General features: G+C 71.8%; 22 protein-coding genes. 14 read left to right on the top strand and 8 right to left on the bottom strand.

Features of this window, described 5'->3' with window-relative positions; all coding sequences use genetic code 11:
• Window positions 1-10: 10 nt before the first annotated feature.
• On the bottom strand, window positions 11-1,009 hold the full coding sequence (locus Sru02f_RS04945; protein ID WP_167469629.1) for an esterase-like activity of phytase family protein: 999 nt from the start codon (window positions 1,007-1,009) through the stop codon (window positions 11-13).
• 90 nt (window positions 1,010-1,099) lie between these two features.
• Here Sru02f_RS04945 and Sru02f_RS04940 point away from each other — a divergent pair, with 90 nt between their 5' ends.
• Together Sru02f_RS04940 and Sru02f_RS04935 are read left to right on the top strand one after the other, a co-directional pair.
• The gene (locus tag Sru02f_RS04940) at window positions 1,100-1,471 is read left to right on the top strand and encodes a hypothetical protein (RefSeq protein WP_109032806.1); all 372 of its coding nucleotides are present in this window, start codon (window positions 1,100-1,102) and stop codon (window positions 1,469-1,471) included.
• A gap of 126 nt (window positions 1,472-1,597) precedes the next feature.
• Window positions 1,598-2,422 carry an endonuclease I family protein gene (locus Sru02f_RS04935; protein ID WP_109032805.1) on the top strand — a complete coding sequence of 275 codons (825 nt, stop codon included), beginning with the start codon at window positions 1,598-1,600 and terminating at the stop codon, window positions 2,420-2,422.
• 6 nt (window positions 2,423-2,428) lie between these two features.
• Here Sru02f_RS04935 and Sru02f_RS04930 read toward each other — a convergent pair whose 3' ends face one another.
• Window positions 2,429-3,025, bottom strand: coding sequence for an NADPH-dependent FMN reductase (locus tag Sru02f_RS04930; protein WP_109033085.1), 597 nt, complete (start codon window positions 3,023-3,025; stop codon window positions 2,429-2,431).
• 111 nt (window positions 3,026-3,136) lie between these two features.
• On the opposite strand from Sru02f_RS04930, the gene Sru02f_RS04925 reads away from it, so the two are divergent.
• The gene (locus tag Sru02f_RS04925) at window positions 3,137-3,982 is read left to right on the top strand and encodes a helix-turn-helix domain-containing protein (protein ID WP_109032804.1); all 846 of its coding nucleotides are present in this window, start codon (window positions 3,137-3,139) and stop codon (window positions 3,980-3,982) included.
• A 13-nt stretch (window positions 3,983-3,995) separates the two neighbouring features.
• On the opposite strand, the gene Sru02f_RS04920 is transcribed toward Sru02f_RS04925, so the two are convergent.
• Complete coding sequence (locus Sru02f_RS04920) at window positions 3,996-5,687, bottom strand: thiamine pyrophosphate-binding protein (protein ID WP_109032803.1); 1,692 nt, start codon at window positions 5,685-5,687, stop codon at window positions 3,996-3,998.
• Complete coding sequence (gene speB, locus Sru02f_RS04915; RefSeq protein ID WP_109032802.1) at window positions 5,684-6,652, bottom strand: agmatinase; 969 nt, start codon at window positions 6,650-6,652, stop codon at window positions 5,684-5,686. Before speB ends, Sru02f_RS04920 begins: the two co-directional genes overlap by 4 nt.
• A 209-nt stretch (window positions 6,653-6,861) precedes the next feature.
• Between speB and Sru02f_RS04910 the strand changes: the two genes are divergently transcribed.
• Window positions 6,862-7,650, top strand: a complete 789-nt coding sequence (locus Sru02f_RS04910; RefSeq protein ID WP_109032801.1) for a phosphatase — start codon at window positions 6,862-6,864, stop codon at window positions 7,648-7,650.
• Between the two features lie 21 nt (window positions 7,651-7,671).
• On the opposite strand, the gene Sru02f_RS04905 is transcribed toward Sru02f_RS04910, so the two are convergent.
• The 4 genes from Sru02f_RS04905 to Sru02f_RS04890 all read right to left on the bottom strand — a co-directional run bounded on the left by Sru02f_RS04905 (window position 7,672) and on the right by Sru02f_RS04890 (window position 11,423).
• Complete coding sequence (locus Sru02f_RS04905; protein WP_109032800.1) at window positions 7,672-8,652, bottom strand: cation diffusion facilitator family transporter; 981 nt, start codon at window positions 8,650-8,652, stop codon at window positions 7,672-7,674.
• Between the two features lie 5 nt (window positions 8,653-8,657).
• Window positions 8,658-9,530, bottom strand: a complete 873-nt coding sequence (locus Sru02f_RS04900; protein WP_007449782.1) for an acyl-CoA thioesterase — start codon at window positions 9,528-9,530, stop codon at window positions 8,658-8,660.
• 10 nt (window positions 9,531-9,540) lie between these two features.
• On the bottom strand, window positions 9,541-10,698 hold the full coding sequence (locus Sru02f_RS04895) for an acyl-CoA dehydrogenase family protein (protein ID WP_102932860.1): 1,158 nt from the start codon (window positions 10,696-10,698) through the stop codon (window positions 9,541-9,543).
• Window positions 10,699-10,826: 128 nt separating this feature from the next.
• The gene (locus Sru02f_RS04890) at window positions 10,827-11,423 is read right to left on the bottom strand and encodes an SACE_7040 family transcriptional regulator (RefSeq protein ID WP_109032799.1); all 597 of its coding nucleotides are present in this window, start codon (window positions 11,421-11,423) and stop codon (window positions 10,827-10,829) included.
• A gap of 97 nt (window positions 11,424-11,520) precedes the next feature.
• Between Sru02f_RS04890 and Sru02f_RS04885 the strand changes: the two genes are divergently transcribed.
• The 10 genes from Sru02f_RS04885 to desD all read left to right on the top strand — a co-directional run bounded on the left by Sru02f_RS04885 (window position 11,521) and on the right by desD (window position 24,510).
• Window positions 11,521-13,137 (top strand): carboxyl transferase domain-containing protein, encoded by a 1,617-nt coding sequence (locus Sru02f_RS04885; RefSeq protein ID WP_109032798.1) that lies wholly within the window; start codon window positions 11,521-11,523, stop codon window positions 13,135-13,137.
• 38 nt (window positions 13,138-13,175) lie between these two features.
• Window positions 13,176-15,122: an acetyl/propionyl/methylcrotonyl-CoA carboxylase subunit alpha gene (locus tag Sru02f_RS04880; protein WP_109033084.1), complete on the top strand. Its 1,947-nt coding sequence runs from the start codon at window positions 13,176-13,178 to the stop codon at window positions 15,120-15,122.
• Window positions 15,119-16,072 (top strand): hydroxymethylglutaryl-CoA lyase, encoded by a 954-nt coding sequence (locus Sru02f_RS04875; protein WP_109032797.1) that lies wholly within the window; start codon window positions 15,119-15,121, stop codon window positions 16,070-16,072. Before Sru02f_RS04880 ends, Sru02f_RS04875 begins: the two co-directional genes overlap by 4 nt.
• A gap of 5 nt (window positions 16,073-16,077) precedes the next feature.
• Entirely contained in the window at window positions 16,078-17,238 is a 1,161-nt protein-coding gene (locus Sru02f_RS04870; RefSeq protein ID WP_109033083.1) for an acyl-CoA dehydrogenase family protein, read from the top strand.
• 129 nt (window positions 17,239-17,367) lie between these two features.
• Window positions 17,368-18,417, top strand: coding sequence for a siderophore-binding protein DesE (gene desE / locus Sru02f_RS04865; RefSeq protein ID WP_109032796.1), 1,050 nt, complete (start codon window positions 17,368-17,370; stop codon window positions 18,415-18,417).
• 26 nt (window positions 18,418-18,443) lie between these two features.
• Entirely contained in the window at window positions 18,444-19,304 is an 861-nt protein-coding gene (locus tag Sru02f_RS04860; RefSeq protein ID WP_109032795.1) for a siderophore-interacting protein, read from the top strand.
• 164 nt (window positions 19,305-19,468) lie between these two features.
• Window positions 19,469-20,911 carry a lysine decarboxylase DesA gene (gene desA / locus Sru02f_RS04855; RefSeq protein WP_109032794.1) on the top strand — a complete coding sequence of 481 codons (1,443 nt, stop codon included), beginning with the start codon at window positions 19,469-19,471 and terminating at the stop codon, window positions 20,909-20,911.
• Window positions 20,895-22,178 carry a lysine N(6)-hydroxylase/L-ornithine N(5)-oxygenase family protein gene (locus tag Sru02f_RS04850; protein ID WP_167469628.1) on the top strand — a complete coding sequence of 428 codons (1,284 nt, stop codon included), beginning with the start codon at window positions 20,895-20,897 and terminating at the stop codon, window positions 22,176-22,178. The genes desA and Sru02f_RS04850 overlap by 17 nt, the downstream gene beginning before the upstream one ends.
• Window positions 22,175-22,735: a GNAT family N-acetyltransferase gene (locus Sru02f_RS04845; RefSeq protein WP_109032793.1), complete on the top strand. Its 561-nt coding sequence runs from the start codon at window positions 22,175-22,177 to the stop codon at window positions 22,733-22,735. Before Sru02f_RS04850 ends, Sru02f_RS04845 begins: the two co-directional genes overlap by 4 nt.
• Window positions 22,732-24,510, top strand: coding sequence for a desferrioxamine E synthetase DesD (gene desD, locus Sru02f_RS04840; RefSeq protein ID WP_109032792.1), 1,779 nt, complete (start codon window positions 22,732-22,734; stop codon window positions 24,508-24,510). Before Sru02f_RS04845 ends, desD begins: the two co-directional genes overlap by 4 nt.
• Window positions 24,511-24,531 lie beyond the last annotated feature (21 nt).

The following is a 24,531-nucleotide window of genomic DNA, read 5'->3' as shown; positions in this document are numbered from 1 at the left end:
GGCCGGGTGCTCAGGCGCGTACGCGGAGCCTGAGGAAGCGGGTGGTCTGTACGTCGTTCTGGTTGTCGTCGCTGACGACCAGCACCTCCAGGCGGCCCCCGGAGCGGCCGGTCACGGCCATCCCCTCGAAGTTGTCGAGGAGGGGACTGGGCTGGGGCTGCTTGGCCGTGGCGCCGAGGGCGGGGCAGTCGGCGAGGTCGGCGAGGAGCCGCTTGCGGAGTGCGGTGCCGCGGCCGGGCCGGTCGGCCAGGTGGAGGCGGACCGTGTTGCCGACGCCGGCGGTGAAACCGCGCTCCAGGACGAGCAGGTGCCCGTCGGGGGCGGCGGTGACCTCGGAGACGCCGAGGCCGGGGTCCGTCCGGTAGGTGTACTGGGCTCCGAGCCGGAAGTCGCCGTGCCGCGTCCGCTGCCAGGTCTGGAAACGGACCAGGTCGGCCGGGTCGCCGTCGAGCGGGTACTCCATCGAGGCGAGCAGGGTCCGGCCGCCCGGCAGGAGCGTCAGCCCCTCGAAGCTGCCGTTGGCCCTCGCCCGGCCCTCGGGGGCGGTGCGCAGGTCGTCGGGCACGGGCAGCCGGCCGAGCAGCTCGCCGGTGTGCGAGTAGCGGCGGACGGACGGCTCGGTCTCGGAGGAGACCAGGTAGGTGCCGTCCGGGTCGGCGACCAGTCCCTCGGAGTCGAGGGCGGCGCCGCTCTCGTCGGCGAGCGTGACGACACCCCGCGGCTTCAGGGTGCGCGCGTCCAGCCGGAAGAGGGACGAGCGGTCGGAGAGCGCGGCCAGGGCGCCGCGCCGGACGGGGGCGAGGGCGGAGAGGTTTCCGACGTACGTGCCGTCGTACGTCGCCTTGTCGAGGACGTCGGAGTAACCGGTCAGGGAGACGGTGGGCGAGCAGGCGTGCCGGGGCGGCCCGTCTTGCGCGGCGGCGGCCGGTCCGGCGGCGACGAGGCAGCCGGCCGCCGCGAGGCCCGCGGTGAGGGTGGCGAGGGAGGTGCGGAGCATTCTCGGACGCATGGCCGAAACCATAGGCGGGAGGAATGGCCAGGAGTTGGCCGTTTTGCCAAGGGCAGGGTTCGGCGGCGTACCGGTGGCAAGTAATGAGCCATGCCGGAGCAGAACGAAAGCGACCACAAGCTGGCCGGTCGGCTGTACGCGACGATGCGGGTGCTGAAGTCCTTCACCGAGCCTTCCGGGCCGAAGCCGGTCGGCGACGAGGAGTTCGCTGGGCAGGACAGTCCGAGGGAACGCGTCCAGGCCCTGAAGCTGGACCTCTTCAACGACCTGGTGGCCACCGTCCAGAAGGGGCGGCACGCGAAGGCGGTCGGCGAGATGTTCCGCGCGATGCCCGCCCTGGTGCCCAGGCAGAGCGTCGCCTTCGACAAGAACCTCGGCGAACGCGGACTGGCCGAATTCAACGCCGGTTACCGCGCCCAGCTCGCCGAGCTCAAGGAGGCTTACCCCGAACTGGTCGAGTGACGGCGGACCGGCCCCGGCGCGCGACGTCGTCACGCAATCGCCACTCTCCGTACACCCCACCTCCCACATGTCCATGTCACGCTCGATCTACCGCAGGACTCCACACGCGTAGATCGGACACCCCACATGCTCGCGATACGCACCCGCCGCCGGAAGGCGGCGGCCCTCGCCACGGCCGCCGTCCTCGCCGGACTCGCCGCCCCCTCGCTGACCGCGACCCCGGCCACGGCGACGGCCGCATCGGCGGCCACCACGGCATCGGACTACGACTCGACGTACTACAAGGACGCGGTCGGGAAGACCGGCGACAGCCTCAAGTCCGCCCTGCACACCATCATCAGCGACCAGACGAAGCTGTCGTACTCGGCGGTCTGGGACGCGCTCAAGGCCACCGACGAGGACCCGGACGACAGCGGGAACGTGATCCTGCTCTACTCGGGCGTCTCCCGCAGCAAGTCGCTCAACGGCGGCGACACCGGCGACTGGAACCGCGAGCACGTGTGGGCCAAGTCCCACGGCGACTTCGGCACCTCGACCGGACCCGGCACGGACATCCACCACCTGCGCCCCTCGGACGTCCGGGTCAACAGCGTCCGGGGCAACAAGGACTTCGACAACGGCGGCAGCGCGGTCAGCGAGGGCGGCGGCAGTCTCACCGACTCCGACTCCTTCGAGCCGCGCGACGCCGTCAAGGGCGACGTGGCCCGCATGATCTTCTACATGGCGGTCCGCTACGAGGGCGGCGACGGCTTCGCCGACCTGGAGGTCAACGGCCAGGTCGACAACGGCAGCAACCCGTACATCGGCAAGCTCTCGGTACTGAAGGCGTGGAACGACGAGGACCCGCCGGACGCCTTCGAGGAGCGGCGCAACCAGGTCATCTACGACGAGTACCAGCACAACCGCAACCCGTTCGTCGACCACCCGGAGTGGGTGGAGTCGATCTGGTAGGCCGCCTCACGCCGGGTAGGGGGCGGCCGCACGGGCCGTGCGGAGCGCCCCCGCCCACCACGCGAGCTGCTCCAGCAGGGTCTTGGCGTATCCGGGGGCCGCTTCGTCGACCGGTTGTCCCTCCTGCCACGCGGTGAAGTAGTTCGGGAAGGCAAGTCCGTCACGGATCGTCACCGCGTGCAGTTCGGTCAGCACGTTCTCCAGGTGGAGCACCGCGTGCCGGCCGCCCGCCGCACCGCCGTAGCTGACGAAGGCGACCGGCTTGGCCGTCCACTGGGTGAAGTGCCAGTCGATGGCCGCCTTCAGGGACGCCGGATAGCTGTGGTTGTACTCGGGCGTGACCACGACGAACGCGTCGGCGCCCGCCAGGGCCGAGGTGAGCGCGGCCATGCCGGCCGGTCGCGGGTAGGAGTCGCCCGCGTACTTGGGCGACTCCGCCGGCAGGGTGAGAGGGATGTCGATGTCGGCCAGGTCGACGACCTCCACCTCGAACCCGCCGTGCCGACGGGCCTGTTCGGCGACCCAGGAACCCACCACGGGACCGAACCGGCCCTCACGGACGCTTCCGACGACGATCACGAGCTTGTGCTTGTTGATGTCCATGCCGCCACTCTCGACGGCCGCCGAGGGCACAGCCAGACCGCGCTCAGGCTGGCCCCGACAGGGCCACCCTGAGGGGGCCGCGGGTGGCAGGAGACGCCGTAGGCTCACCGCATGGGGACACCGTTGGGGGACTTCGTCCGGACCAGGCGTGACAGCATCCAGCCTCAGGCGTTGGGGCTGCCCGATCACGGTCGTCGCAGGTCGCCGGGGCTGCGGCGGTCGGACGTCGCGGCGCGGGCCGGGATCAGCGTCGAGTATCTGACCCGTATCGAGCAGGGCCGGGACCGCAATCCCTCGGTCGCCGTGCTGAACGCGCTCGCCGACGCGCTCGCCCTGGGCCCGGCGGAACGCGGACACCTGCGCTACCTGTCGAAGATCACCGGCGGGGAGTGCACCGCCCACGCGCGCCCCGAGCCACCGAGCCGGGAGGTACGCCCCTCCGTCCTGGAGACCCTGCGCCTCCTGGAGCCGGGCATCGCCATGGTGACCAACCGGCTCGGCGACATCCTCGCGTGGACCGCCACCTTCGGGACCGTGACGGAAGGCTCGGGTCTGCTGGAGGCGGGCGAACCGAACCTCACCCGGTACGTCTTCACCGACGCCCGTGCCAGAAAGTTCTTCGTCGCCTGGGACGACGTGGCCGACGAGCAGGCGTTCGATCTGTGGCTCGGCCCGAAGATCGAGAACGCGGAGTGGTTCACCGCGGAGCTGGCGCCCCTCGCCGGTCCCGACTTCACCCGGCGCATGAACCGGCACGTGGTACCGCCGCGTGGTGTGCTGCGGATCGGCCACCCCGGCGGGTGCGAGCTGCGGCTGCGCCGCGAGACACTGGACCTCGCCTCGGACGCGCAGCAGCTCGTCGTCATGCTCCCCGCGGACGAGGAGACGGCGGCCGCCGTCGAGCGGCTGCGGGACCGGGCGGGGGAGGACCGCCCCCGGCTGCGCGCGATCTCGTAGCGGCGCCGGGCGCTCAGCCCCGGTGCGTCGGCGCGAACATCCGCAGTACGGCCGGGAGGACGACCACCGAAGGGCCCGGTGCGGCCAGGGCCTTGGCGAGGTCCGTCTCCAGGGTCTCCGGGGACGTCCGCACGCCCGGCACCCCGAACGACTCGGCCAGGGCGACGAAGTCGGGGCCCGGCAGGTCCGTCGCCGTGGGCGTCGGAGTGCCGAAGGCGTCGTTCATGTACGCGCGCAGGATGCCGTAGCCGCCGTCGTCGACGATCAGCCAGGTGACGTTCAGGCCGTACTGCCGGGCGGTGGCCAGCTCGGCGACGGAGTACAGGGCGCCGCCGTCGCCGGAGACGGCCAGCACCGGGTGGGTGGGGTCGGCGACCGCTGCTCCCAGGGCGGCCGGGAGGCCGTAGCCGAGGCCGCCGGCACCCTGGGCGGAGTGCATGGTGTTCGGGGCCTTCGCGTCGAAGGCGGACCAGGCCCAGTAGGCCAGGACGGTCATGTCCCAGAAGGAGGGGGCGCGGGGCGGGAGGGCCTTGCGCACGGCGGCGAGGACGTCCTGTTCCAGGGTGAGTTCCTGGGCGGCGATGCGGGCGCGGACCTTGTCCAGTACCCCGCTCACCCGCTCCGGGGCGGCCGGGTCGGTGCGCTCGCCCACCGTCTCCAGCAGCGCCTGGAGGGCGAGGCGGGCGTCGGCGTGGATGCCGAGGGCCGGGTGGTTGGACTCCAGCTTGCCGAGGTCGGCCTCGATCTGGATCACCCGGCCGCGGGGCTTGAACGTGTGGTAGTTCGAGGAGAGTTCGCCGAGACCGGAGCCGACGACGAGGAGGACGTCGGCGTCCTCCAGGAAGTCCGTGGTGTGGCGGTCCTCCAGCCAGGACTGGAGGGAGAGGGGGTGCGTCCAGGGGAAGGCGCCCTTGCCGCCGAAGGTCGTGACGACGGGGGCCTGGAGGCGTTCCGCGAGCTGCCGGAGCTTCTTCGACGCGTCGGCCCGGACGACGCCGCCGCCCGCGATGATCGCGGGGCGCTCCGCGCGGGACAGCAGGTCGGCGGCGACCGCGGTCAGTTCGGGGCGCGGGGGCAGTTCCTCGGGGAAGGTGTCGCCGCCGGTCACGACCGGGATGGCCGTCTCGGCCAGGAGGACGTCCTGCGGGATCTCCACCCACACCGGGCCGTGCGGGACGGTCAGTGCCGACGTCCACGCCTCGGCGATCGCGGACGGGATCTGGGACTGGGTGCGGACCGTGTGGACGGACTTCACCACGCCGCGGAAGGACGCGGCCTGGTCGGGAAGTTCGTGCAGGTGGCCGTGGCGGCCGCCGCCGAGGCCCGCCGTGGGGACCTGGCCGCAGATGGCCAGGACGGGCGCGGAGGCCGCCCGCGCCTCCTGGAGCGCGGCCAGGGAGGTGAGGGCTCCCGGACCGGTGGACAGCAGCAGCGGGGCGGCCTCGCCGGTGATCCGGCCGTAGGCGTCGGCGGCGAACCCGGCGTTGTTCTCCACCCGCAGGCCGACGTAGCGCAGGTCGGAGCGGCGCAGGGCGTCGAACACGCCGAGGGCGTGCTGGCCGGGCAGGCCGAAGACGGTGGTCGCGCCCAGCGCGGCCAGGGACTCCACGACCAGGTCCCCGCCGGTGCGGCCGCCGGGAGGGTTCAGGGCGGCCTCCGTCTGGGCGGCGGTCGGACGGAGTACCAGGTCGTGGTCGTGGGTCACTTCGCGCGGGCCTCTGCGATCTGGCGGGACATGATCGTGGTCAGTTCGTAGGCGGTGTGGGACGCGGCCACCGACGTGATCTCCGCGTGGTCGTAGGCGGGAGCCACCTCGACGACGTCGGCGGAGACCAGGTTGCAGGAGGCCAGGCCGCGCAGGATCTCCAGCAGCTCGCGGGAGGTCATGCCGCCGGCCTCGGGGGTGCCGGTGCCGGGGGCGTGCGCGGGGTCGAGGCAGTCGATGTCGATGGAGATGTACAGCGGACGGTCCCCGATGCGCTGCCTGAGCTGGTCGGCGATCTCGTCGGCGCCGCGGCGGTAGACGTCCGCCGACGTGACGATGCCGAAGCCCATCTTCTCGTCGTCGGTGAGGTCCTTCTTGCCGTACAGCGGGCCGCGGGTGCCGACGTGGGAGAGGGCGGAGGTGTCGAGGACGCCCTCCTCCACCGCGCGCCGGAAGGGGGTGCCGTGCGTGTACTCGGCGCCGAAGTAGGTGTCCCAGGTGTCCAGGTGGGCGTCGAAGTGGAGCAGGGCGACGGGGCCGTGCTTCTTGGCGACCGAGCGGAGCAGCGGCAGGGCGATGGTGTGGTCGCCGCCCAGGGTCATCAGCCGGGCGCCGGTGCCGAGGAGGTCGTCGGCGGCGGCCTCGATGGTCTCGACGGCCTCGTGGATGTTGAACGGGTTCACGGCGATGTCGCCGCCGTCCGCGACCTGGGCGAGGGCGAAGGGGGAGGCGTCCTGCGCCGGGTTGTAGGGGCGCAGCAGGCGGGAGGCCTCGCGGATGGCGTTGCCGCCGAAGCGGGCGCCGGGCCGGTAGGAGACGCCCGAGTCGAACGGCACGCCCACGACGGCGACGTCGGCGGCGCCGACCTCGTCCAGGCGCGGGAGCCGGGCGAAGGTCGCGGGCCCGGCGTAGCGCGGGATCCGGGAGGAGTCGACGGGACCGCGGGGCGTCTCGTTGCTGCTCATGCACTGCCTTCCTTCTTACGCTTCGTCGCGTATGTACTGCTGCCGTCCGACTGTACTGGTGAGCGGGGCAGTCGGTCGTCGCAGACTAGATGGCCGAAACCGGGCCGCGACATGTACATCTCGTCCATACGCGCCCCGGGGACTGGAGGAATCGGCTATCCCGCCGGGACCGGCTGCTGCCCGGACCCGGGCTGCTACACAATGGAGCCATGCCGATACCCGGGACACCCAGCCGCGCCGAACTCGCCGAGCACCTCGTCAGAACGCGTATCGCGGGCGACGTCGCCACGCCCCGCGAGAACAACCTCTCCCACTACCGGAAGCTGGCCAACGGCGACCGGGGCTTCTGGCTCGGTCTGGAACTGGGCGACCGGTGGAGCGACGAGCAGGACGTGCTCGCGGTGATGGCGGAGCGGGTCGGCGTCAACGACGACCCCGAGCACCGGTACGGCCAGGACACCATCGATCCCGAGCTGACCATTTCGGCGCTGGAGCGGATGGCGGGGCGGCTGCGCAAGGCGGCCGACGGCGGGCAGCGGGTGCTGTTCGCCACCGGTCACCCGGGCGGGCTGCTCGACGTGCACCGCGCCACGGCCGCCGCGCTGCGCGAGGCGGGCTGCGAGATCGTCGTGATCCCGGAGGGGCTGACCACGGAGGAGGGGTACGTCCAGCAGTTCGCGGACGTCTCGGTGCTGGAGCACGGGGCCTCGCTGTGGCACACCCACTCGGGCGAGCCGATGAAGGCGATCCTGACCGGTCTGGAGCGCGAGGGCCGCCCGCTGCCGGACCTGGTGGTCGCCGACCACGGCTGGGCCGGTTGTGCCGCCCAGCACGGCGTGGACTCGGTCGGCTACGCGGACTGCAACGACCCGGCCCTCTTCCTCGCCGAGTCCGAGGGCACCCTCCAGGTGGCGGTGCCGCTGGACGACCACGTGGTCAGCCCGCGCTACTACGACCCGATGACGGCGTACCTGCTGACGGAGGCGGGGCTGAAGTAGTAGCCGCCTCTCGGCCGAACCCTAGGGCCAGGGGTTGAGGCCCTCCGAGCGGCGCTGCGCGAAACCCGGCGTCGGGTCCAGGTAGACCCGGCGCACGATCGGGAACTCCTCGCGCAGCCGCTGCTCGGCCCGCTCGCACGCCCACTCGATCTGCGCCGCCGTCGACACGTCCCGGAAGTCGACCTTGGCGGCGACCAGGGCCTCGCTCGGCCCCTGCACGAGGGTGGTCAGCTCCAGTACGGCCTCGATGTGCTCGACGGCCACCAACTCCGCCCGGATCCGGTCCCGCACGGAGCGCGACAGGGGGCGGCCGACGAGGAACTCGACGTTGGAGCGGCCCAGCACCCAGGCGACGTACAGGAGCAGCGCGCCGATGCACAGCGAGGCGACGGCGTCCCAGACGCCGGAGCCGGTGAGCTGTCCGCCGAGCAGTCCGCCCGCGGCGAGCAGCAGGCCGGCCAGCGCGGCGGAGTCCTCCATGACGACGGCCTTCACGGCGGTGTCGGGGGTGCGGCGCAGGTAGCGCCCGAAGGAGACCCGGTGGTGGGCGGCCTCGCCGCGGACCTGCCTGAGGCCGGTGCGCAGCGAGTAGCCCTCCAGGACGAAGGCGACGGCCAGGACGATGTACGAGACCAGCGGGTCGCCGAGGTCCTCGCCGTGGGTGAGGGTGTGGATGCCGTCGTAGAGGGAGAAGACGGCGCCGCCGACGAAGGTGGCGACGGCGGCGAGCAGCGCCCAGACGTACCGTTCGGGGCCGTGGCCGAGGGGGTGGTCCTCGTCGGCGGGGCGCACGCTGCGCTTGAGGGAGGTCAGCAGCAGCACCTCGGTGACGGTGTCGGCGACCGAGTGCGCCGCCTCGGACAGCATGGCGCTGGAGCCGCTGATCACGCCGGCCACCGCCTTGGCGACGGCGATGCCCAGATTGGCGAAGGCGGCGACGAGCACCGTGAAGGTGCTGTCGCCGTTCTTCTCCGCCTCGGCCGTGTCCCCTGTGTCCGCCATGCCCCTCAGTGTTCCCGAGGGACGCGGACCACGCCTTCCTGGACGACCGAGACGGCGAGCCGCCCGTCCTGGGTGTGGATGCGGGCCTGGCCCAGGCCCCGGCCGCCGGACGCGGACGGCGACTGCTGGTCGTACAGCAGCCATTCGTCGGCGCGGAAGGGCCGGTGGAACCACATGGCGTGGTCGAGCGAGGCCCCGACGACGTCGCCGACGGCCCAGCCGCCGCGGCCGTGCGCGAGCAGGACCGAGTCGAGGAGGGTCATGTCGGATACGTAGGTGGCGAGGACGACGTGCAGCAGGGGGTCGTCCGCGAGCTTGCCGTTGGTGCGGAACCACACCTGGGAGTGCGGTTCGCGCGGGGTGCCGAAGTCGCCGAAGGGCGGGTCGTCGACGTAGCGCAGGTCGACGGCGGCGCGCGCCTCCAGGAAGCGCTCGACCGTCTCGGCGGGCAGGTGCGGGTAGCCGCGCAGCCGCTCCTCGCCGGTGGGGAGGGTCGCCGGATCCGGTGCGGGCGGCATCGGGGCCTGGTGGTCGAGGCCCTCCTCGTACGTCTGGAAGGACGCCGACAGGGTGAAGATCGGCTTGCCGTGCTGGACGGCGACGACGCGGCGGGTGGTGAAGGAGCGGCCGTCGCGCAGCCGGTCGACGTTGTAGACGATCGGGGCGCCGGGGTCGCCGGGGCGCAGGAAGTACGCGTGCAGGGAGTGCGCGTGCCGGTCCTCGGGGACCGTGCGGCCGGCGGCGACCATGGCCTGGGCCGCCACCTGCCCGCCGAAGACCCGGGGGACGACGGCGGACCGGGAGCGGCCGCGGTAGATGTCCTCCTCGATCCGCTCGAGGTCGAGCAGGTCGAGGAGGGACTGGAGTGCTTCGCTCATGACCTGTGGTCTACAGGCCCATGTTCTTCGCGATGATCGACTTCATGATCTCGCTGGTGCCGCCGTAGATGCGGTTGACGCGGTTGTCCGCGTACAGGCGGGCGATCGGGTACTCGTTCATGTAGCCGTAGCCGCCGTGCAGCTGGAGGCAGCGGTCGATGACGCGGTGGGCGACCTCGGTGCAGAACAGCTTGGCGCTGGCGGCCTCGGCGGGGGTCAGCTCGCCGGCGTCCAGGGCCTCGGTGGCGCGGTCGACGACGGCCTCGGCGGCGTCCACCTCGGCCTGGCAGGCGGCCAGCTCGAACTTGGTGTTCTGGAAGTGGGCGACCGGCTTGCCGAAGACGGTGCGGTCCTGCACGTACTGCTTGGCGAACCGGACGGCGGCCTTGGCCTGCGCGTAGGCGCCGAAGGCGATGCCCCAGCGCTCGGAGGCCAGGTTGTGGCCGAGGTAGTAGAAGCCCTTGTTCTCCTCGCCGAGCAGGTCCTCGACGGGGACCTTGACGTCGACGAAGGCCAGCTCGGCGGTGTCGGAGGTGCGCAGGCCCAGCTTGTCCAGCTTGCGGCCGACGGAGTAGCCCTCGGACTTGGTGTCCACGGCGAACAGGGAGATGCCGTGGCGGCGGTCCTCGGCGGTGGGCGCGGCGGTGCGGGCGCAGACGATGACCTTGTCGGCGTGCACGCCGCCGGTGATGAAGGTCTTGGCGCCGTTGAGGACGTAGTGGGTGCCGTCCTCGGAAAGCTTGGCGGTGGACTTCATGCCGGCGAGGTCGGAGCCGGTGCCGGGCTCCGTCATCGCGATGGCCCACATCTCCTCGCCGGTGACGAACTTCGGCAGGTAGCGCTTCTTCTGCTCGTCGGTGGCCAGCATGTTGATGTAGGGCAGGGCGAGCAGCACGTGGACGCCGGAGCCGCCGAACTGGACGCCCGCGCGGGCGGTCTCCTCGTAGAGGACGGCCTCGAACTTGTGGCTGTCCATGCCGGCGCCACCGAACTCCTCGGGCACGTTGATGCCGAAGATGCCCAGCTCGCCGAGCTTGTAGTAGAACTCGCGCGGCGCCTGGCCCGCGGCGAACCAGTCGTCGTAGACGGGGACGACCTCGGCCTCGATGAAGGCGCGGAGGGTCTCCCGGAACGCCTCGTGGTCCTCGTTGAACACCGTACGGCGCACCGCGCCACCTCCAGGGTACGAATATCTAAGCGCTTGCTCAGATATCACCGTACCGGCGGGTAGCCGAAGGCGTCCAGACCGGGACGCGGGTAACCCTCGTCACTCCCCCGCCCCGGGAGCGCCGCCCGCTACACCTCCCCCACCGCCGCGAACGCCCCCCGCGCCATCCGGTGCAGCAGGGACGCCGTCACCGCGCGGCCGGGCAGGGAGCCGGGGCGGCCCAGGTGGGGGGTGGAGTTCAGGAGGCCGAAGACCGAGTGGACGGCGGAGCGGGCGGCGGGCTCGGCGACCGCCGGGTAGACCTCCCGGAGCACCCCGACCCACAGCTCCACGTACTGCCGCTGCAACTGCCGCACCATCTTGCGGTCGGCGTCCCGGAGGCGGTCCAGCTCGCGGTCGTGCAGGGTGATGAGCGGGCGGTCGTCGAGCGCGAAGTCGATGTGCCCCTCGATGAGCGAGTCGAGGACCGCCTCGGAGCCGGCCGCCCCGTCCTCCGCCAGCCGCCGCTTGGCCCCGGTCAGCAGCGAGTCGCTGATCCCGACCAGCAGCTCGGCGAGCATCGCGTCCTTGCCGGGGAAGTGCCGGTAGAGGCCGGGGCCGCTGATGCCGACCGCGGCGCCTATCTCGTCGACGCCCACCCCGTGGAAGCCGCGCTCGGCGAAGAGCCGGGCGGCCTCCTTCAGGATCTGCTCGCGGCGGGTGGGGGCGTCGGTTCTGGTGGCCATGAAGTCGATTCTAGACAGGCGGGTTAGCGGTCGTTAACCTGAAGGAAATGCGTTAACGCTCATTAACTGGTCGACCACTGGGTGAGGGGACCGCAGGATGCACGAGGCACCGGAGCTGACGACGGCGGCAGACCCCGCCGCGGAGGCCTTTCGGGCCAACGAGGAGGCGCACGCCGCCCTCGTTCAGGAACTGCGCGCCAAGCTCGCGGCGGCCCGGTTGGGCGGCGGCGAGCGGGCGCGGGCCCGGCACACCGCGCGCGGCAAGCTGCTGCCGCGCGACCGCGTGGACACGCTGCTCGATCCGGGCTCGCCGTTCCTGGAGCTGGCGCCGCTCGCCGCCGACGGGCTCTACGACGGGGCGGCCCCGGCCGCCGGCGTGATCGCCGGGATCGGCCGGGTCAGCGGCCGGGAGTGCGTGATCGTGGCGAACGACGCCACCGTCAAGGGCGGCACGTACTACCCGATGACCGTGAAGAAGCACCTGCGGGCGCAGGAGGTGGCGCTGGAGAACCGGCTGCCGTGCCTCTACCTCGTCGACTCGGGAGGCGCCTTCCTGCCCATGCAGGACGAGGTCTTCCCGGACCGCGAGCACTTCGGGCGGATCTTCTACAACCAGGCCCGGATGTCCGGCGCCGGCATCCCGCAGATCGCCGCCGTCCTCGGTTCCTGCACGGCCGGCGGCGCGTACGTCCCGGCGATGAGCGACGAGGCGGTGATCGTCCGCAATCAGGGCACGATCTTCCTGGGCGGCCCGCCGCTGGTGAAGGCGGCCACCGGCGAGGTCGTCACGGCGGAGGAGCTGGGCGGCGGCGAGGTCCACTCGCGGGTGTCCGGCGTGACCGACCACCTCGCCGAGGACGACCCGCACGCCCTGCGCATCGTGCGGCAGATCGTCTCCACCCTGCCGGAGCGCGGCACCCTCCCCTGGGGCGTGGAGGCGGCCGTCGAGCCGAAGGTGGACCCGCAGGGGCTGTACGGCGCGGTGCCGGTCGACTCGCGCACCCCCTACGACGTCCGCGAGGTCATCGCGCGCGTGGTGGACGGCTCCCGGTTCGCCGAGTTCAAGTCCGAGTACGGGCAGACCCTGGTCACCGGCTTCGCCCGGATCCACGGCCACCCGGTCGGCATCGTCGCCAACAACGGCATCCTGTTCTCCGAGTCGGCCCAGAAGGGCGCCCACTTCATCGAGCTGTGCGACCAGCGCGGCATCCCGCTGGTGTTCCTGCAGAACATCTCCGGGTTCATGGTGGGGCGGGACTACGAGGCCGGTGGCATCGCCAAGCACGGCGCCAAGATGGTGACGGCGGTGGCGTGCACGCGCGTGCCGAAGCTGACGGTGGTCGTCGGCGGCTCGTACGGCGCGGGGAACTACTCGATGTGCGGGCGGGCGTATTCGCCGCGCTTCCTGTGGATGTGGCCCAACGCCAAGATCTCCGTGATGGGCGGCGAGCAGGCCGCGTCCGTGCTGGCCACGGTCAAGCGGGACCAGCTGGAGGGGCGCGGCGAGGAGTGGCCGGCCGAGGAGGAGGAGTCCTTCAAGGCACCAGTCCGCGCCCAGTACGAGCGCCAGGGCAACGCCTACTACGCGACCGCCCGCCTGTGGGACGACGGCGTCATCGAGCCCGCCGACACCCGGCAGGTGCTGGGCCTGGCCCTGACCGCGTGTGCCAACGCGCCGCTGGGCGAGCCCCAGTTCGGCGTCTTCCGGATGTGAGGAGGGGACCCATGGACAACACGAAGGACACGCCGCGCATGTTCGACACCGTGCTCGTCGCCAACCGCGGCGAGATCGCCGTCCGCGTCATCCGGACGCTGCGCTCGATGGGCGTGCGCTCGGTGGCGGTCTTCTCCGACGCCGACGCGGACGCACGGCACGTGCGGGAGGCGGACGACGCGGTACGGATCGGCCCGCCGCCCGCGACGGAGAGCTATCTGTCCGTCGAGCGGCTGCTGGAGGCGGCGGCCCGGACGGGGGCGCAGGCCGTCCACCCGGGGTACGGCTTCCTCGCCGAGAACGCGGGTTTCGCGCGGGCCTGCGAGGAGGCGGGGCTGGTCTTCATCGGACCGTCCGCCGACGCGATCGCCCTGATGGGCGACAAGATCCGCGCCAAGGAGACGGTGCGGGCGGCCGGGGTGCCGGTCGTCCCCGGCTCCAGCGGCAGCGGGCTCACCGACGAGCAGCTCGCCGACGCCGCCCTTGAGATCGGCACCCCGGTGCTGCTCAAGCCGTCGGCGGGCGGTGGCGGCAAGGGCATGCGGCTGGTGCGGGACGCGGCGGTGCTGGCCGACGAGATCGCCGCCGCGCGCCGTGAGGCCCGTGCCTCCTTCGGCGACGACACGCTGCTGGTGGAGCGGTGGATCGACCGCCCCCGGCACATCGAGATCCAGGTACTGGCCGACGGCCACGGGGGCGTGGTGCACCTGGGCGAGCGCGAGTGCTCGCTCCAGCGCCGCCACCAGAAGGTGATCGAGGAGGCGCCCAGCGTCCTGCTGGACGAGGCGACCCGGGCGGCGATGGGCGAGGCGGCCGTGCAGGCGGCCCGCTCCTGCGGCTACCGGGGCGCGGGCACGGTGGAGTTCATCGTGCCCGGGAGCGACCCCTCCCAGTACTACTTCATGGAGATGAACACCCGTCTCCAGGTCGAGCACCCGGTGACCGAGCTGGTGACCGGCCTGGACCTGGTGGAGTGGCAGCTGCGGGTGGCGGCGGGCGAGCCGCTCGGGTTCGGGCAGGAGGACGTACGGCTGACCGGGCACGCGATCGAGGCCCGGCTGTGCGCCGAGGACCCGGCGCGCGGCTTCCTGCCCTCCGGCGGCACGGTGCTGCGGCTGCGCGAGCCCGAGGGCGACGGCGTGCGCACCGACTCGGGGCTCAGCGAGGGCACCGAGGTCGGCAGCCTGTACGACCCGATGCTGTCCAAGGTGATCGCGTACGGCCCCGACCGGGAGACCGCGCTGCGCAGGCTCCGGGCGGCGCTGGCCGGGACGGTCACCCTGGGCGTGCAGACCAACGCCGGGTTCCTGCGGCGGCTGCTCGCGCACCCGGCGGTGGTGGCGGGCGAGCTGGACACGGGGCTGGTGGAGCGCGAGGTCGACGGCCTGGTCGCCACCGACGTACCGGAGGCGGTGTACGAGGCGGCGGCGGCCGTACGGCTGGAGGCGCTGCGTCCGCGCGGGGACGGCTGGACGGACCCGTTCTCGGTGCCGAGCGGCTGGCGGATGGGCGGCGAGCCCAAGGCGGTCGCCTTCCACCTGCGGGTCACCGACCCGGTGGAACACACCCCGCGCGGCACCCACACCGTCACCGGGGACCGGGTCACGGTCACCCTGGACGGCGTCCGGCACACCTTCCACCGCGCCGCCGACTGGCTGGGCCGCGACGGCGACGCCTGGCAGGTGCGCGACCACGACCCGGTGGCCGCCTCCCTCAACCGGTCCGCCCACGCGGGCGCCGACTCGCTGACCGCGCCGATGCCGGGCACGGTGACGGTGGTGAAGGTCGCCGTCGGCGACGAGGTGAGCGCCGGGCAGAGCCTGCTGGTGGTGGAGGCGATGAAGATGGAGCACGTCATCTCCGCCCCGCACGCGGGCACCGTCGCCGAGCTGGACGTGGCGCCGGGCACGACCGTCGCCATGGACCAGGTGCTCGCGGTCATCGCACCCACCGACGACGCGGACGCGAAGGAGGAGACGGCGTGAACACCCCGGAACTGGGCCTGCCCATGCCCGTACCGGCCGAGGGCCTGCCCGCCCGCGTCCGCATCCACGAGGTCGGCGCGCGCGACGGTCTCCAGAACGAGAAGGCGACCGTGCCGACGGCCGTCAAGGCGGAGTTCATCCGCCGGCTGGCCGGCACGGGCCTGACCACGATCGAGGCGACGAGCTTCGTCCACCCCAAGTGGGTCCCCCAGCTGGCCGACGCCGAGGACCTGTACCCGCGGATCTCCGACCTGCCGGTGGAGCTGCCGGTGCTGGTGCCGAACGAACGCGGCCTGGACCGGGCCCTCGCGCTCGGCGCGCGCCGGGTCGCGGTGTTCGCCAGCGCGACCGAGTCCTTCGCCAAGGCCAACCTCAACCGCACGGTGGACGAGGCGCTGGCCATGTTCGAGCCCGTGGTGACCCGGGCGAAGGGGCAGGGCGACGACGTCCGGGTACGGGGCTACCTCTCGATGTGCTTCGGCGACCCGTGGGAGGGCCCGGTCGCCGTCCCCCAGGTGGTGCGGGTCTGCCGGGCCCTGCTGGACATGGGCTGCGACGAGCTGAGCCTCGGCGACACCATCGGGGTGGCGACCCCGGGCCATGTGACGGCCCTGCTCGCCGCGCTGACCGAGGCGGGCGTGCCGGTCTCGGCGCTGGGTGTCCACTTCCACGACACCTACGGCCAGGCCCTGGCCAACACGCTGGCCGCGCTCCAGCGGGGCGTCACCACGGTCGACGCCTCGGCCGGCGGGCTGGGCGGCTGCCCCTTCGCGAAGTCCGCCACCGGCAATCTCGCCACCGAAGACCTCGTGTGGATGCTGCGGGGCCTCGGCATCGACACCGGGGTCGACCTCGGCCGTCTCGTCGCCACAAGCGTCTGGATGGCCGCGCACCTGGGCCGACCGAGCCCGTCCCGCACCGTTCGAGCCCTCTCCCACCAGGAGTCGTGAACACCATGGACCACAAGCTCTCCCCCGAACTGGAAGAACTGCGCCGCACGGTCGAACAGTTCGCGCACGACGTGGTGGCGCCGAAGATCGGCGACTTCTACGAGCGGCACGAGTTCCCGTACGAGATCGTCCGCGAGATGGGCCGCATGGGCCTGTTCGGGCTGCCGTTCCCGGAGGAGTACGGCGGCATGGGCGGCGACTACTTCGCCCTGGGCGTGGCCCTGGAGGAGCTGGCCCGGGTCGACTCGTCGGTGGCGATCACCCTGGAGGCGGGTGTCTCGCTGGGCGCGATGCCGCTGCACCTGTTCGGCACCGAGGAGCAGAAGCGCGAGTGGCTGCCCCGCCTCTGCTCGGGCGAGATCCTGGGCGCGTTCGGCCTCACCGAGCCGGACGGCGGCAGCGACGCGGGCGCGACCCGTACGACGGCCCGCCTGGACGAGGCCACGAACGAATGGGTCGTCAACGGCACCAAGTGCTTCATCACCAACTCCGGCACGGACATCACGGGCCTGGTCACGGTCACGGCGGTGACCGGCCGCAAGCCGGACGGCCGCCCGCTGATCTCGTCGATCATCGTCCCGTCGGGCACGCCGGGCTTCACGGTGGCCGCCCCGTACTCGAAGGTCGGCTGGAACGCTTCGGACACCCGTGAGCTGTCCTTCGCCGACGTCCGGGTCCCGGCGGCGAACCTGCTGGGCGAGCTGGGGCGCGGCTACGCGCAGTTCCTGCGCATCCTGGACGAGGGCCGGGTGGCGATCGCCGCACTGGGCACGGGGCTCGCGCAGGGCTGTGTGGACGAGTCGGTCGCCTACGCGAAGGAACGTCACGCCTTCGGCAGGCCCATCGGCGCCAACCAGGCCATCCAGTTCAAGATCGCCGACATGGAGATGAAGGCCCACACGGCCCGCCTCGCCTGGCGGGACGCGGCCTCGCGGCTGGTGGCGGGCGAGCCGTTCAAGAAGGAGGCGGCGCTGGCGAAGCTGTACTCGTCGACGGTCGCGGTGGACAACGCCCGGGACGCCACCCAGGTCCACGGCGGCTACGGTTTCATGAACGAGTACCCGGTGGCCCGCATGTGGCGGGACGCGAAGATCCTGGAGATCGGCGAGGGCACCAGCGAGGTCCAGCGGATGCTGATCGCACGGGAGTTGGGGCTGGTGGGCTGAGGCTCCGAGGCGCCGGGGGTGGGCGCCGCACCGGCCCCACCCCTGGACAAGATCTGAGGTTAGGCTAACCTACCTTCGAATTGTCCCGCAGGGCGCGACGCTCCGCACCGTTCGAAGGCAGCCACCACCATGTCCAACGCCAGCGCTACCCACCCGACCCGCCGCGGAATCCTCGCCGCCGGCGGCGCCCTCGGCCTCGGCGCCGTGCTCGCGGCCTGCGGCGACGACGACGGCAAGAGCGGCGGAGCGGGCGACGGGTCGGACGGCGCCGCCGAGTCCGGCCCCTGGACCTTCAAGGACGACCGCGGCACGACCGTCAAGCTGGACAAGGTGCCGGCGAACATCGTCGCCTTCACGGGTGTCGCCGCCGCCCTCTTCGACTACGGCGTCGAGGTCAAGGGCGTCTTCGGCCCGACCACCACCAAGGACGGCAAGCCCGACGTGCAGGCCGGCGACCTCGACGTCGACAAGGTCACCGTGCTCGGCAACGAGTGGGGCAAGCTCAACGTCGAGAAGTACGCCTCCCTCGCCCCGGAAGTGCTCATCACCACGACGTTCGACACCGCGGGCACCCTCTGGTCCGTCCCGGAGGAGTCGAAGGACAAGATCGCCAAGCTCGCGCCGAGCGTCGCGATCTCGGTCTTCGACCGCCAGCTCACCCAGCCGCTCCAGCGCATGTGGGAGCTGGCCGAGTCGCTCGGCGCGGACCTGAAGGCCAAGAAGGTCACCGACGCCAAGGCCGCCTTCGACAAGGCCGCCGCCCGGCTGCGCGCCGCCGCCAAGGCCAAGCCGGAGATCCGGGTGCTGGCCGGCTCCGCGAGCCCCGACCTGTTCTACGTCTCCGGCACCAACCTCTCGGTGGACCTGGAGTACTTCAAGGCCCTCGGCGTGAACTTCGTCGAGCCCTCCGAGGACGCCAAGAAGGCGACCGGCGGCTGGTTCGAGTCCCTGAGCTGGGAGAACGTCGACAAGTACCCGGCCGACGTCATCATCATGGACGACCGCGCCTCGACCATCCAGCCCGCGGACATCACCGAGGGCACCTGGAAGCAGCTCCCCGCGGTCAAGGCCGGCCAGGTCATCGCCCGCTCCCCCGAGCCGATCCTGTCCTACGACAAGTGCACGCCCCTGCTGGACAACCTGGCCGAGGCGATCGAGAACGCCAAGAAGGTCGGCTGACCCGCCCCCTTTCCCCGGAGCCCTCCATGACGACGGCCGTGGCCGCCCCGTTCCGTTTCTTCTCCCTCCAGGTCGCAGGGACGCGGCGGCTCGGACCGTCCCTGGCCCGGGTCACCTTCGCGGGGCCCGACCTGCGCGACTTCCACTCCGACGGGCAGGACCAGTCCCTGTCGCTGTTCCTGCCGCATCCGGGGCAGGCCGAGCCCGCGGTCCCCGTCGAGATGGGCGACGGCTGGTGGCAGGGCTGGCGGGAACTGCCGGAGGACGTGCGGGCGGTGATGCGCTCGTACACGCTGCGATCGCTGCGCCGGGACGACGACGGGCACACCGCCGAGATCGACGTCGACTTCGTCCTGCACGGCCTCGAACCGAACTCGGGGATCCAGGCAGGCCCCGCCGCCCGCTGGGCCGCCGACGCCGCCCCCGGCGACCGCGTGCTGCTGCTCGGCCCGGCGGTCGCCGACAACCGGGCGATCCGCTTCCGGCCGCCCGAGGACACCGACCTGGTGGTGATCTGGGGCGACGAGACCGCCGTACCCGCCGCCTGCGCCATCGTGGAGGCACTGCCGGCCGGCACCCGCGCGCGGGTCTGGCTTCAGGTGCCGCACGCCGAGGACGTGCAGGACCCGCGGACGGCCGCGGACGCCGAGATCACCTGGCTGGTCGGGGACGACGCCGTCGGGCCCGAGGCGACCCTCGCCACCCTCCGGGCCGCCCAACTGCCGCCCGCCGCACACCCCTACGTCTGGATCGCGGGCGAGTCCGGCTGCGTCAAGCAGCTGCGGCGGCACTTCGTGGGCGAGCGCGGCGTCGACCGACGGCGCGTCACCTTCGTCGGCTACTGGCGCCGCGGCCTGACGGAGGAACAACTCCGCGAGCAGGGCTGAGACCTCGCCCGCCCCACCCGGCCGCACGGAGGGGGCGTGAGTGACAGCGGTCACCCACTGGCACGCGTTTGATCGACTCGACTTAGGTTAGGCTCACCTAAGTCGAATCGAGGGCTCCGGCCCTCCCCACCCCTCTCGGACCGTCCCCACCGGAGGACCCCCACATGCGTTCGCACCTGCTCAACGACACCACCGCGGAGCAGTACCGCCGCTCCGTGACCGAAGGAGTCGAGCGGGTGGCCGCCAAACTCGCCACCACCGACCGTCCGTTCACCGGCATCACGGTCGACGCCCTCTCCCCCCGCATCGACGGGATCGACCTCGACGAGCCGCTGCACGACACGGCCGCGGCCCTCGACGAGCTGGAGGACGTCTACCTCCGCGACGCCGTCTACTTCCACCACCCCCGCTACCTCGCCCACCTCAACTGCCCGGTCGTCATACCGGCGCTGCTCGGCGAGGCGGTCCTGTCCGCCGTCAACTCCTCCCTGGACACCTGGGACCAGTCGGCCGGCGGCACGCTCATCGAGCGGAAGCTGATCGACTGGACCTGCGACCGGATCGGCCTCGGCCCGGCGGCCGACGGCGTGTTCACCTCCGGCGGCACCCAGTCCAATCTCCAGGCGCTGCTCCTCGCCCGCGAGGAGGCGAAGGCCGAGGACTTCACCTCCTTGCGGATCTTCGCCTCCGAGGCCAGCCACTTCAGCGTCAGGAAGTCCGCGAAACTGCTCGGCCTCGGCCCCGACGCCGTCGTGTCGATCCCCGTCGACCGCGACAAGCGGATGCAGACCGTCACCCTCGCCCGCGAGCTGGAGCGCTGCGCGCAGGACGGCCTGGTCCCCATGGCCGTCGTCGCCACCGGCGGCACCACCGACTTCGGCTCCATCGACCCGCTGCCGGAGATCGCCGGACTGTGCGAGCAGTACGGCGTGTGGATGCACGTGGACGCGGCCTACGGCTGCGGGCTGCTCGCCTCCCTGAAGTACCGGGACCGCATCGACGGCATCGAGCGGGCCGACTCGGTCACCGTGGACTACCACAAGTCCTTCTTCCAGCCGGTGAGTTCGTCGGCCGTGCTGGTCCGGGACGCGGCCACCCTGCGCCACGCCACCTACCACGCGGAGTACCTCAACCCGCGCCGCATGGTGCAGGAACGAATCCCCAACCAGGTGGACAAGTCCCTCCAGACCACCCGCCGCTTCGACGCGCTCAAGCTGTGGATGACGCTGCGCGTGATGGGCGCCGACGGCATCGGCGAACTCTTCGACGAGGTGTGCGACCTGGCCGCCGAGGGGTGGAAACTGCTCGCCGCCGACCCGCGCTTCGACGTCGTGGTCCAGCCGTCGCTGTCCACGCTGGTCTTCCGCCACATCCCGGCGGACGTCACCGACCCCGCCGAGATCGACCGCGCCAACCTCTACGCCCGCAAGGCCCTGTTCGCGTCCGGCGACGCCGTGGTCGCGGGCACCAAGGTCGCCGGTCGCCACTACCTGAAGTTCACCCTGCTCAACCCCGAGACGACCCCGGCCGACATCGCCGCCGTCCTCGACCTGATCGCCGGCCACGCCGAGCAGTACCTGGGAGACTCCCTTGACCGCGCTTCCTGAAGCCCCGCAGACCACCTACGACTTCGTGGGCATCGGTCTCGGCCCCTTCAACCTCGGCCTCGCCTGCCTCACCGAGCCCATCGCCGAGCTGAACGGCGTCTTCCTGGAGTCCAAGCCGGACTTCGAGTGGCACGCCGGGATGTTCCTGGACGGCGCCCACCTCCAGACCCCGTTCATGTCGGACCTGGTGACGCTCGCCGACCCGACCTCGCCGTACTCCTTCCTGAACTACCTGAAGGAGCAGGGCCGCCTCTACTCGTTCTACATCCGGGAGAACTTCTACCCGCTGCGCGTCGAGTACGACGACTACTGCCGCTGGGCCGCGCACAAACTGAGCAGCGTCCGCTTCTCCACCACGGTCACCGAGGTGACGTACGACGAGCGCGAGGAGCTGTACGCCGTCGCCACCACCTCCGGCGACACCTACCGCGCCCGCCGCCTCGTCCTGGGCACCGGCACCCCGCCGCACATCCCGGACGCCTGCCGGGGCCTGGCCGGCGACTTCCTCCACAACAGCCGGTACGTCCAGCAGCGTGCGGAGCTGGTGAAGAAGAAGTCGATCACACTGGTCGGCAGCGGCCAGTCCGCCGCCGAGATCTACCAGGACCTGCTGGGCGAGATCGACGTCCACGGCTACCGGCTGAACTGGGTGACCCGCTCCCCGCGGTTCTTCCCGCTCGAATACACCAAGCTCACCCTGGAGATGACCTCCCCGGAGTACGTGGACTACTACCACGCGCTGCCCGAGGACACCCGCTACCGCCTCACGGCCGAGCAGAAGGGCCTGTTCAAGGGCATCGACGGCGATCTGATCAACGAGATCTTCGACCTGCTCTACCGGAAACGGCTCGGCGGCCCGGTCCCCACCCGCCTGCTCACCAACTCGGCGCTGACCAGCGCCCGGTATACGGACGGCACGTACACGCTCGGGTTCCGCCAGGAGGAGCAGGGCACGGACTTCGAGATCGAGACCGAGGGCCTGGTCCTCGCGACCGGCTACCGGTACACCGAGCCGGAGTTCCTCAAGCCCGTCCGGGACCGCCTGCGCTACGACTCCCGCGGCAACTTCGACATCGGCCGCAACTACGCCGTCGACGTCACGGGAGGCGGCGTGTTCCTGCAGAACGCGGGGGTCCACGCGCACAGCGTCACCAGCCCCGACCTGGGCATGGGCGCCTACCGCAACAGCTGCATCGTCCGGGAGCTGCTCGGCCGCGAGTACTACCCGGTCGAGCGGACGATCGCGTTCCAGGAGTTCGCCGCATGAGCCGTACGAGCACCACCGCCGCCACCGCCGTCGGGGCGCTGACCCTGCGCCCCGTCGACCCGCTGACCGACGCCGAGCTGCTGCACGGCTGGCTCACCCACCCCAAGTCCGCGTTCTGGATGATGCAGGACGCCCGGCTGGTGGACGTCGAGCGGGCCTACATGGAGCTGGCCGCCGACGAGCACCAGCAGGCCCACGTCGGCCTGCACGACGGGGACCCGGCCTTCCTGATGGAGCGCTACGACCCCGCCCACCGGGAACTGGTCGGGCTGTACGAGCCCGAGCCGGGCGACGTCGGCATGCACTTCCTGGTCGCGCCGACCGACCGGCCCGTGCACGGCTTCACCCGCGCCGTGATCACCGCCGTGATGACCGAGCTGTTCGCCGACCCGGCGACCCGGCGGGTGGTCGTCGAACCGGACGTCACCAACACCGCCGTGCACGCCCTGAACGCAGCCGTCGGATTCGTGCCCGAGCGCGAGATCCAGAAGCCGGAGAAGAAGGCCTTGCTGAGCTTCTGCACCCGCGAGCAGTTCGCGAAGGCGGTGTCCGCATGACCCTCGCCGACGCCGTCGCCCACCTGACCCCCGAACACTGGGAGCGGGCCAACCGCCTCCTGATCCGCAAGGCGCTGGCCGAGTTCACCCACGAGCGGCTGCTGAGCCCGGAGCGGGAGCCCGACGGGGACGCGTACGTCGTCCGCAGCGACGACGGCCTGACCGCGTACCGCTTCACCGCCACCGTCCGCGCCCTGGACCACTGGCAGGTCGACGCCGCCTCCGTCACCCGCCACCGCGACGGCGCCGAACTGCCGCTCGCCGCGCTGGACTTCTTCGTCGAGCTGAAGCAGACCCTGGGTCTGAGCGACGAGATCCTCCCGGTCTACCTGGAGGAGATCTCCTCCACCCTCTCCGGCACCTGCTACAAGCTGACCAAGCCGCAGCTCACCTCCGCCGAGCTGGCCCGGAGCGGAGACTTCCAGGCCGTCGAGACCGGCATGACCGAGGGCCACCCCTGCTTCGTCGCCAACAACGGGCGCCTCGGCTTCGGCATCCACGAGTACCTGTCGTACGCCCCCGAGACCGCGAGCCCGGTCCGGCTGGTGTGGCTGGCCGCGCACCGCTCGCGGGCGGCGTTCACTGCGGGCGTGGGCATCGAGTACGAGTCCTTCGTCCGGGACGAGCTGGGCGAGGGGACCGTCGACCGCTTCCACGGCGTGCTGCGCGGGCGCGGCCTGGACCCGGCCGACTACCTCCTCATCCCGGTGCACCCCTGGCAGTGGTGGAACAAGCTCACCGTCACCTTCGCCGCCGAGGTCGCCCGCGGGCACCTGGTCTGCCTGGGTGAGGGTGACGACGAGTACCTGGCCCAGCAGTCCATCCGCACCTTCTTCAACGCCTCGCACCCCGAGAAGCACTACGTGAAGACGGCCCTGTCCGTCCTCAACATGGGCTTCATGCGCGGTCTGTCGGCGGCCTACATGGAGGCCACCCCGGCCATCAACGACTGGCTCGCCCGGCTGATCGAGGGCGACCCGGTACTGAAGGAGACGGGGCTGAGCATCATCCGGGAGCGGGCGGCCGTCGGCTACCGGCACCTGGAGTACGAGCGGGCCACCGACCGCTACTCGCCGTACCGCAAGATGCTGGCGGCCCTGTGGCGGGAGAGCCCCGTGCCGTCCCTCCGGGACGGGGAGACCCTCGCCACCATGGCCTCCCTCGTGCACGTCGACCACGAGGGCGCCTCCTTCGCGGGTGCGCTGATCGAGCGGTCCGGGCTCACGCCCACCGAGTGGCTGCGGCACTACCTGCGGGCCTACTACGTCCCGCTGCTGCACAGCTTCTACGCCTACGACCTGGTGTACATGCCGCACGGCGAGAACGTCATCCTCGTCCTCGAGGACGGCGTGGTGCGGCGGGCGATCTACAAGGACATCGCCGAGGAGATCGCGGTGATGGACCCGGACGCGGTGCTGCCGCCGGAGGTCGCCCGGATCGCGGTGGACGTGCCGGAGGACAAGAAGCTCCTGTCGATCTTCACGGACGTCTTCGACTGCTTCTTCCGCTTCCTGGCCGCGAACCTGGCGGAGGAGGGGATCGTCACGGAGGACGCCTTCTGGCGGACGGTCGCCGAGGTCACCCGGGAGTACCAGGAGTCGGTGCCGGAGCTGGCCGACAAGTTCGAGCGGTACGACATGTTCGCGCCCGGGTTCGCGCTGTCCTGCCTCAACCGGCTCCAGCTGCGCGACAACCGGCAGATGGTGGACCTGGCCGACCCGTCCGGCGCGCTCCAGCTCGTCGGCACCCTGAGGAACCCCCTGGCGGGCCGGTAGCCACCGACCACCGGCCCCACG

Origin of the sequence: Streptomyces rubrogriseus (assembly GCF_027947575.1) — a bacterium.
Taxonomy (GTDB): Bacteria; Actinomycetota; Actinomycetes; order Streptomycetales; family Streptomycetaceae; genus Streptomyces; species Streptomyces rubrogriseus.
The sequence above is the reverse complement of the archived record's forward strand: the minus strand, read 5'-3'. Positions and strand labels throughout refer to the sequence as shown.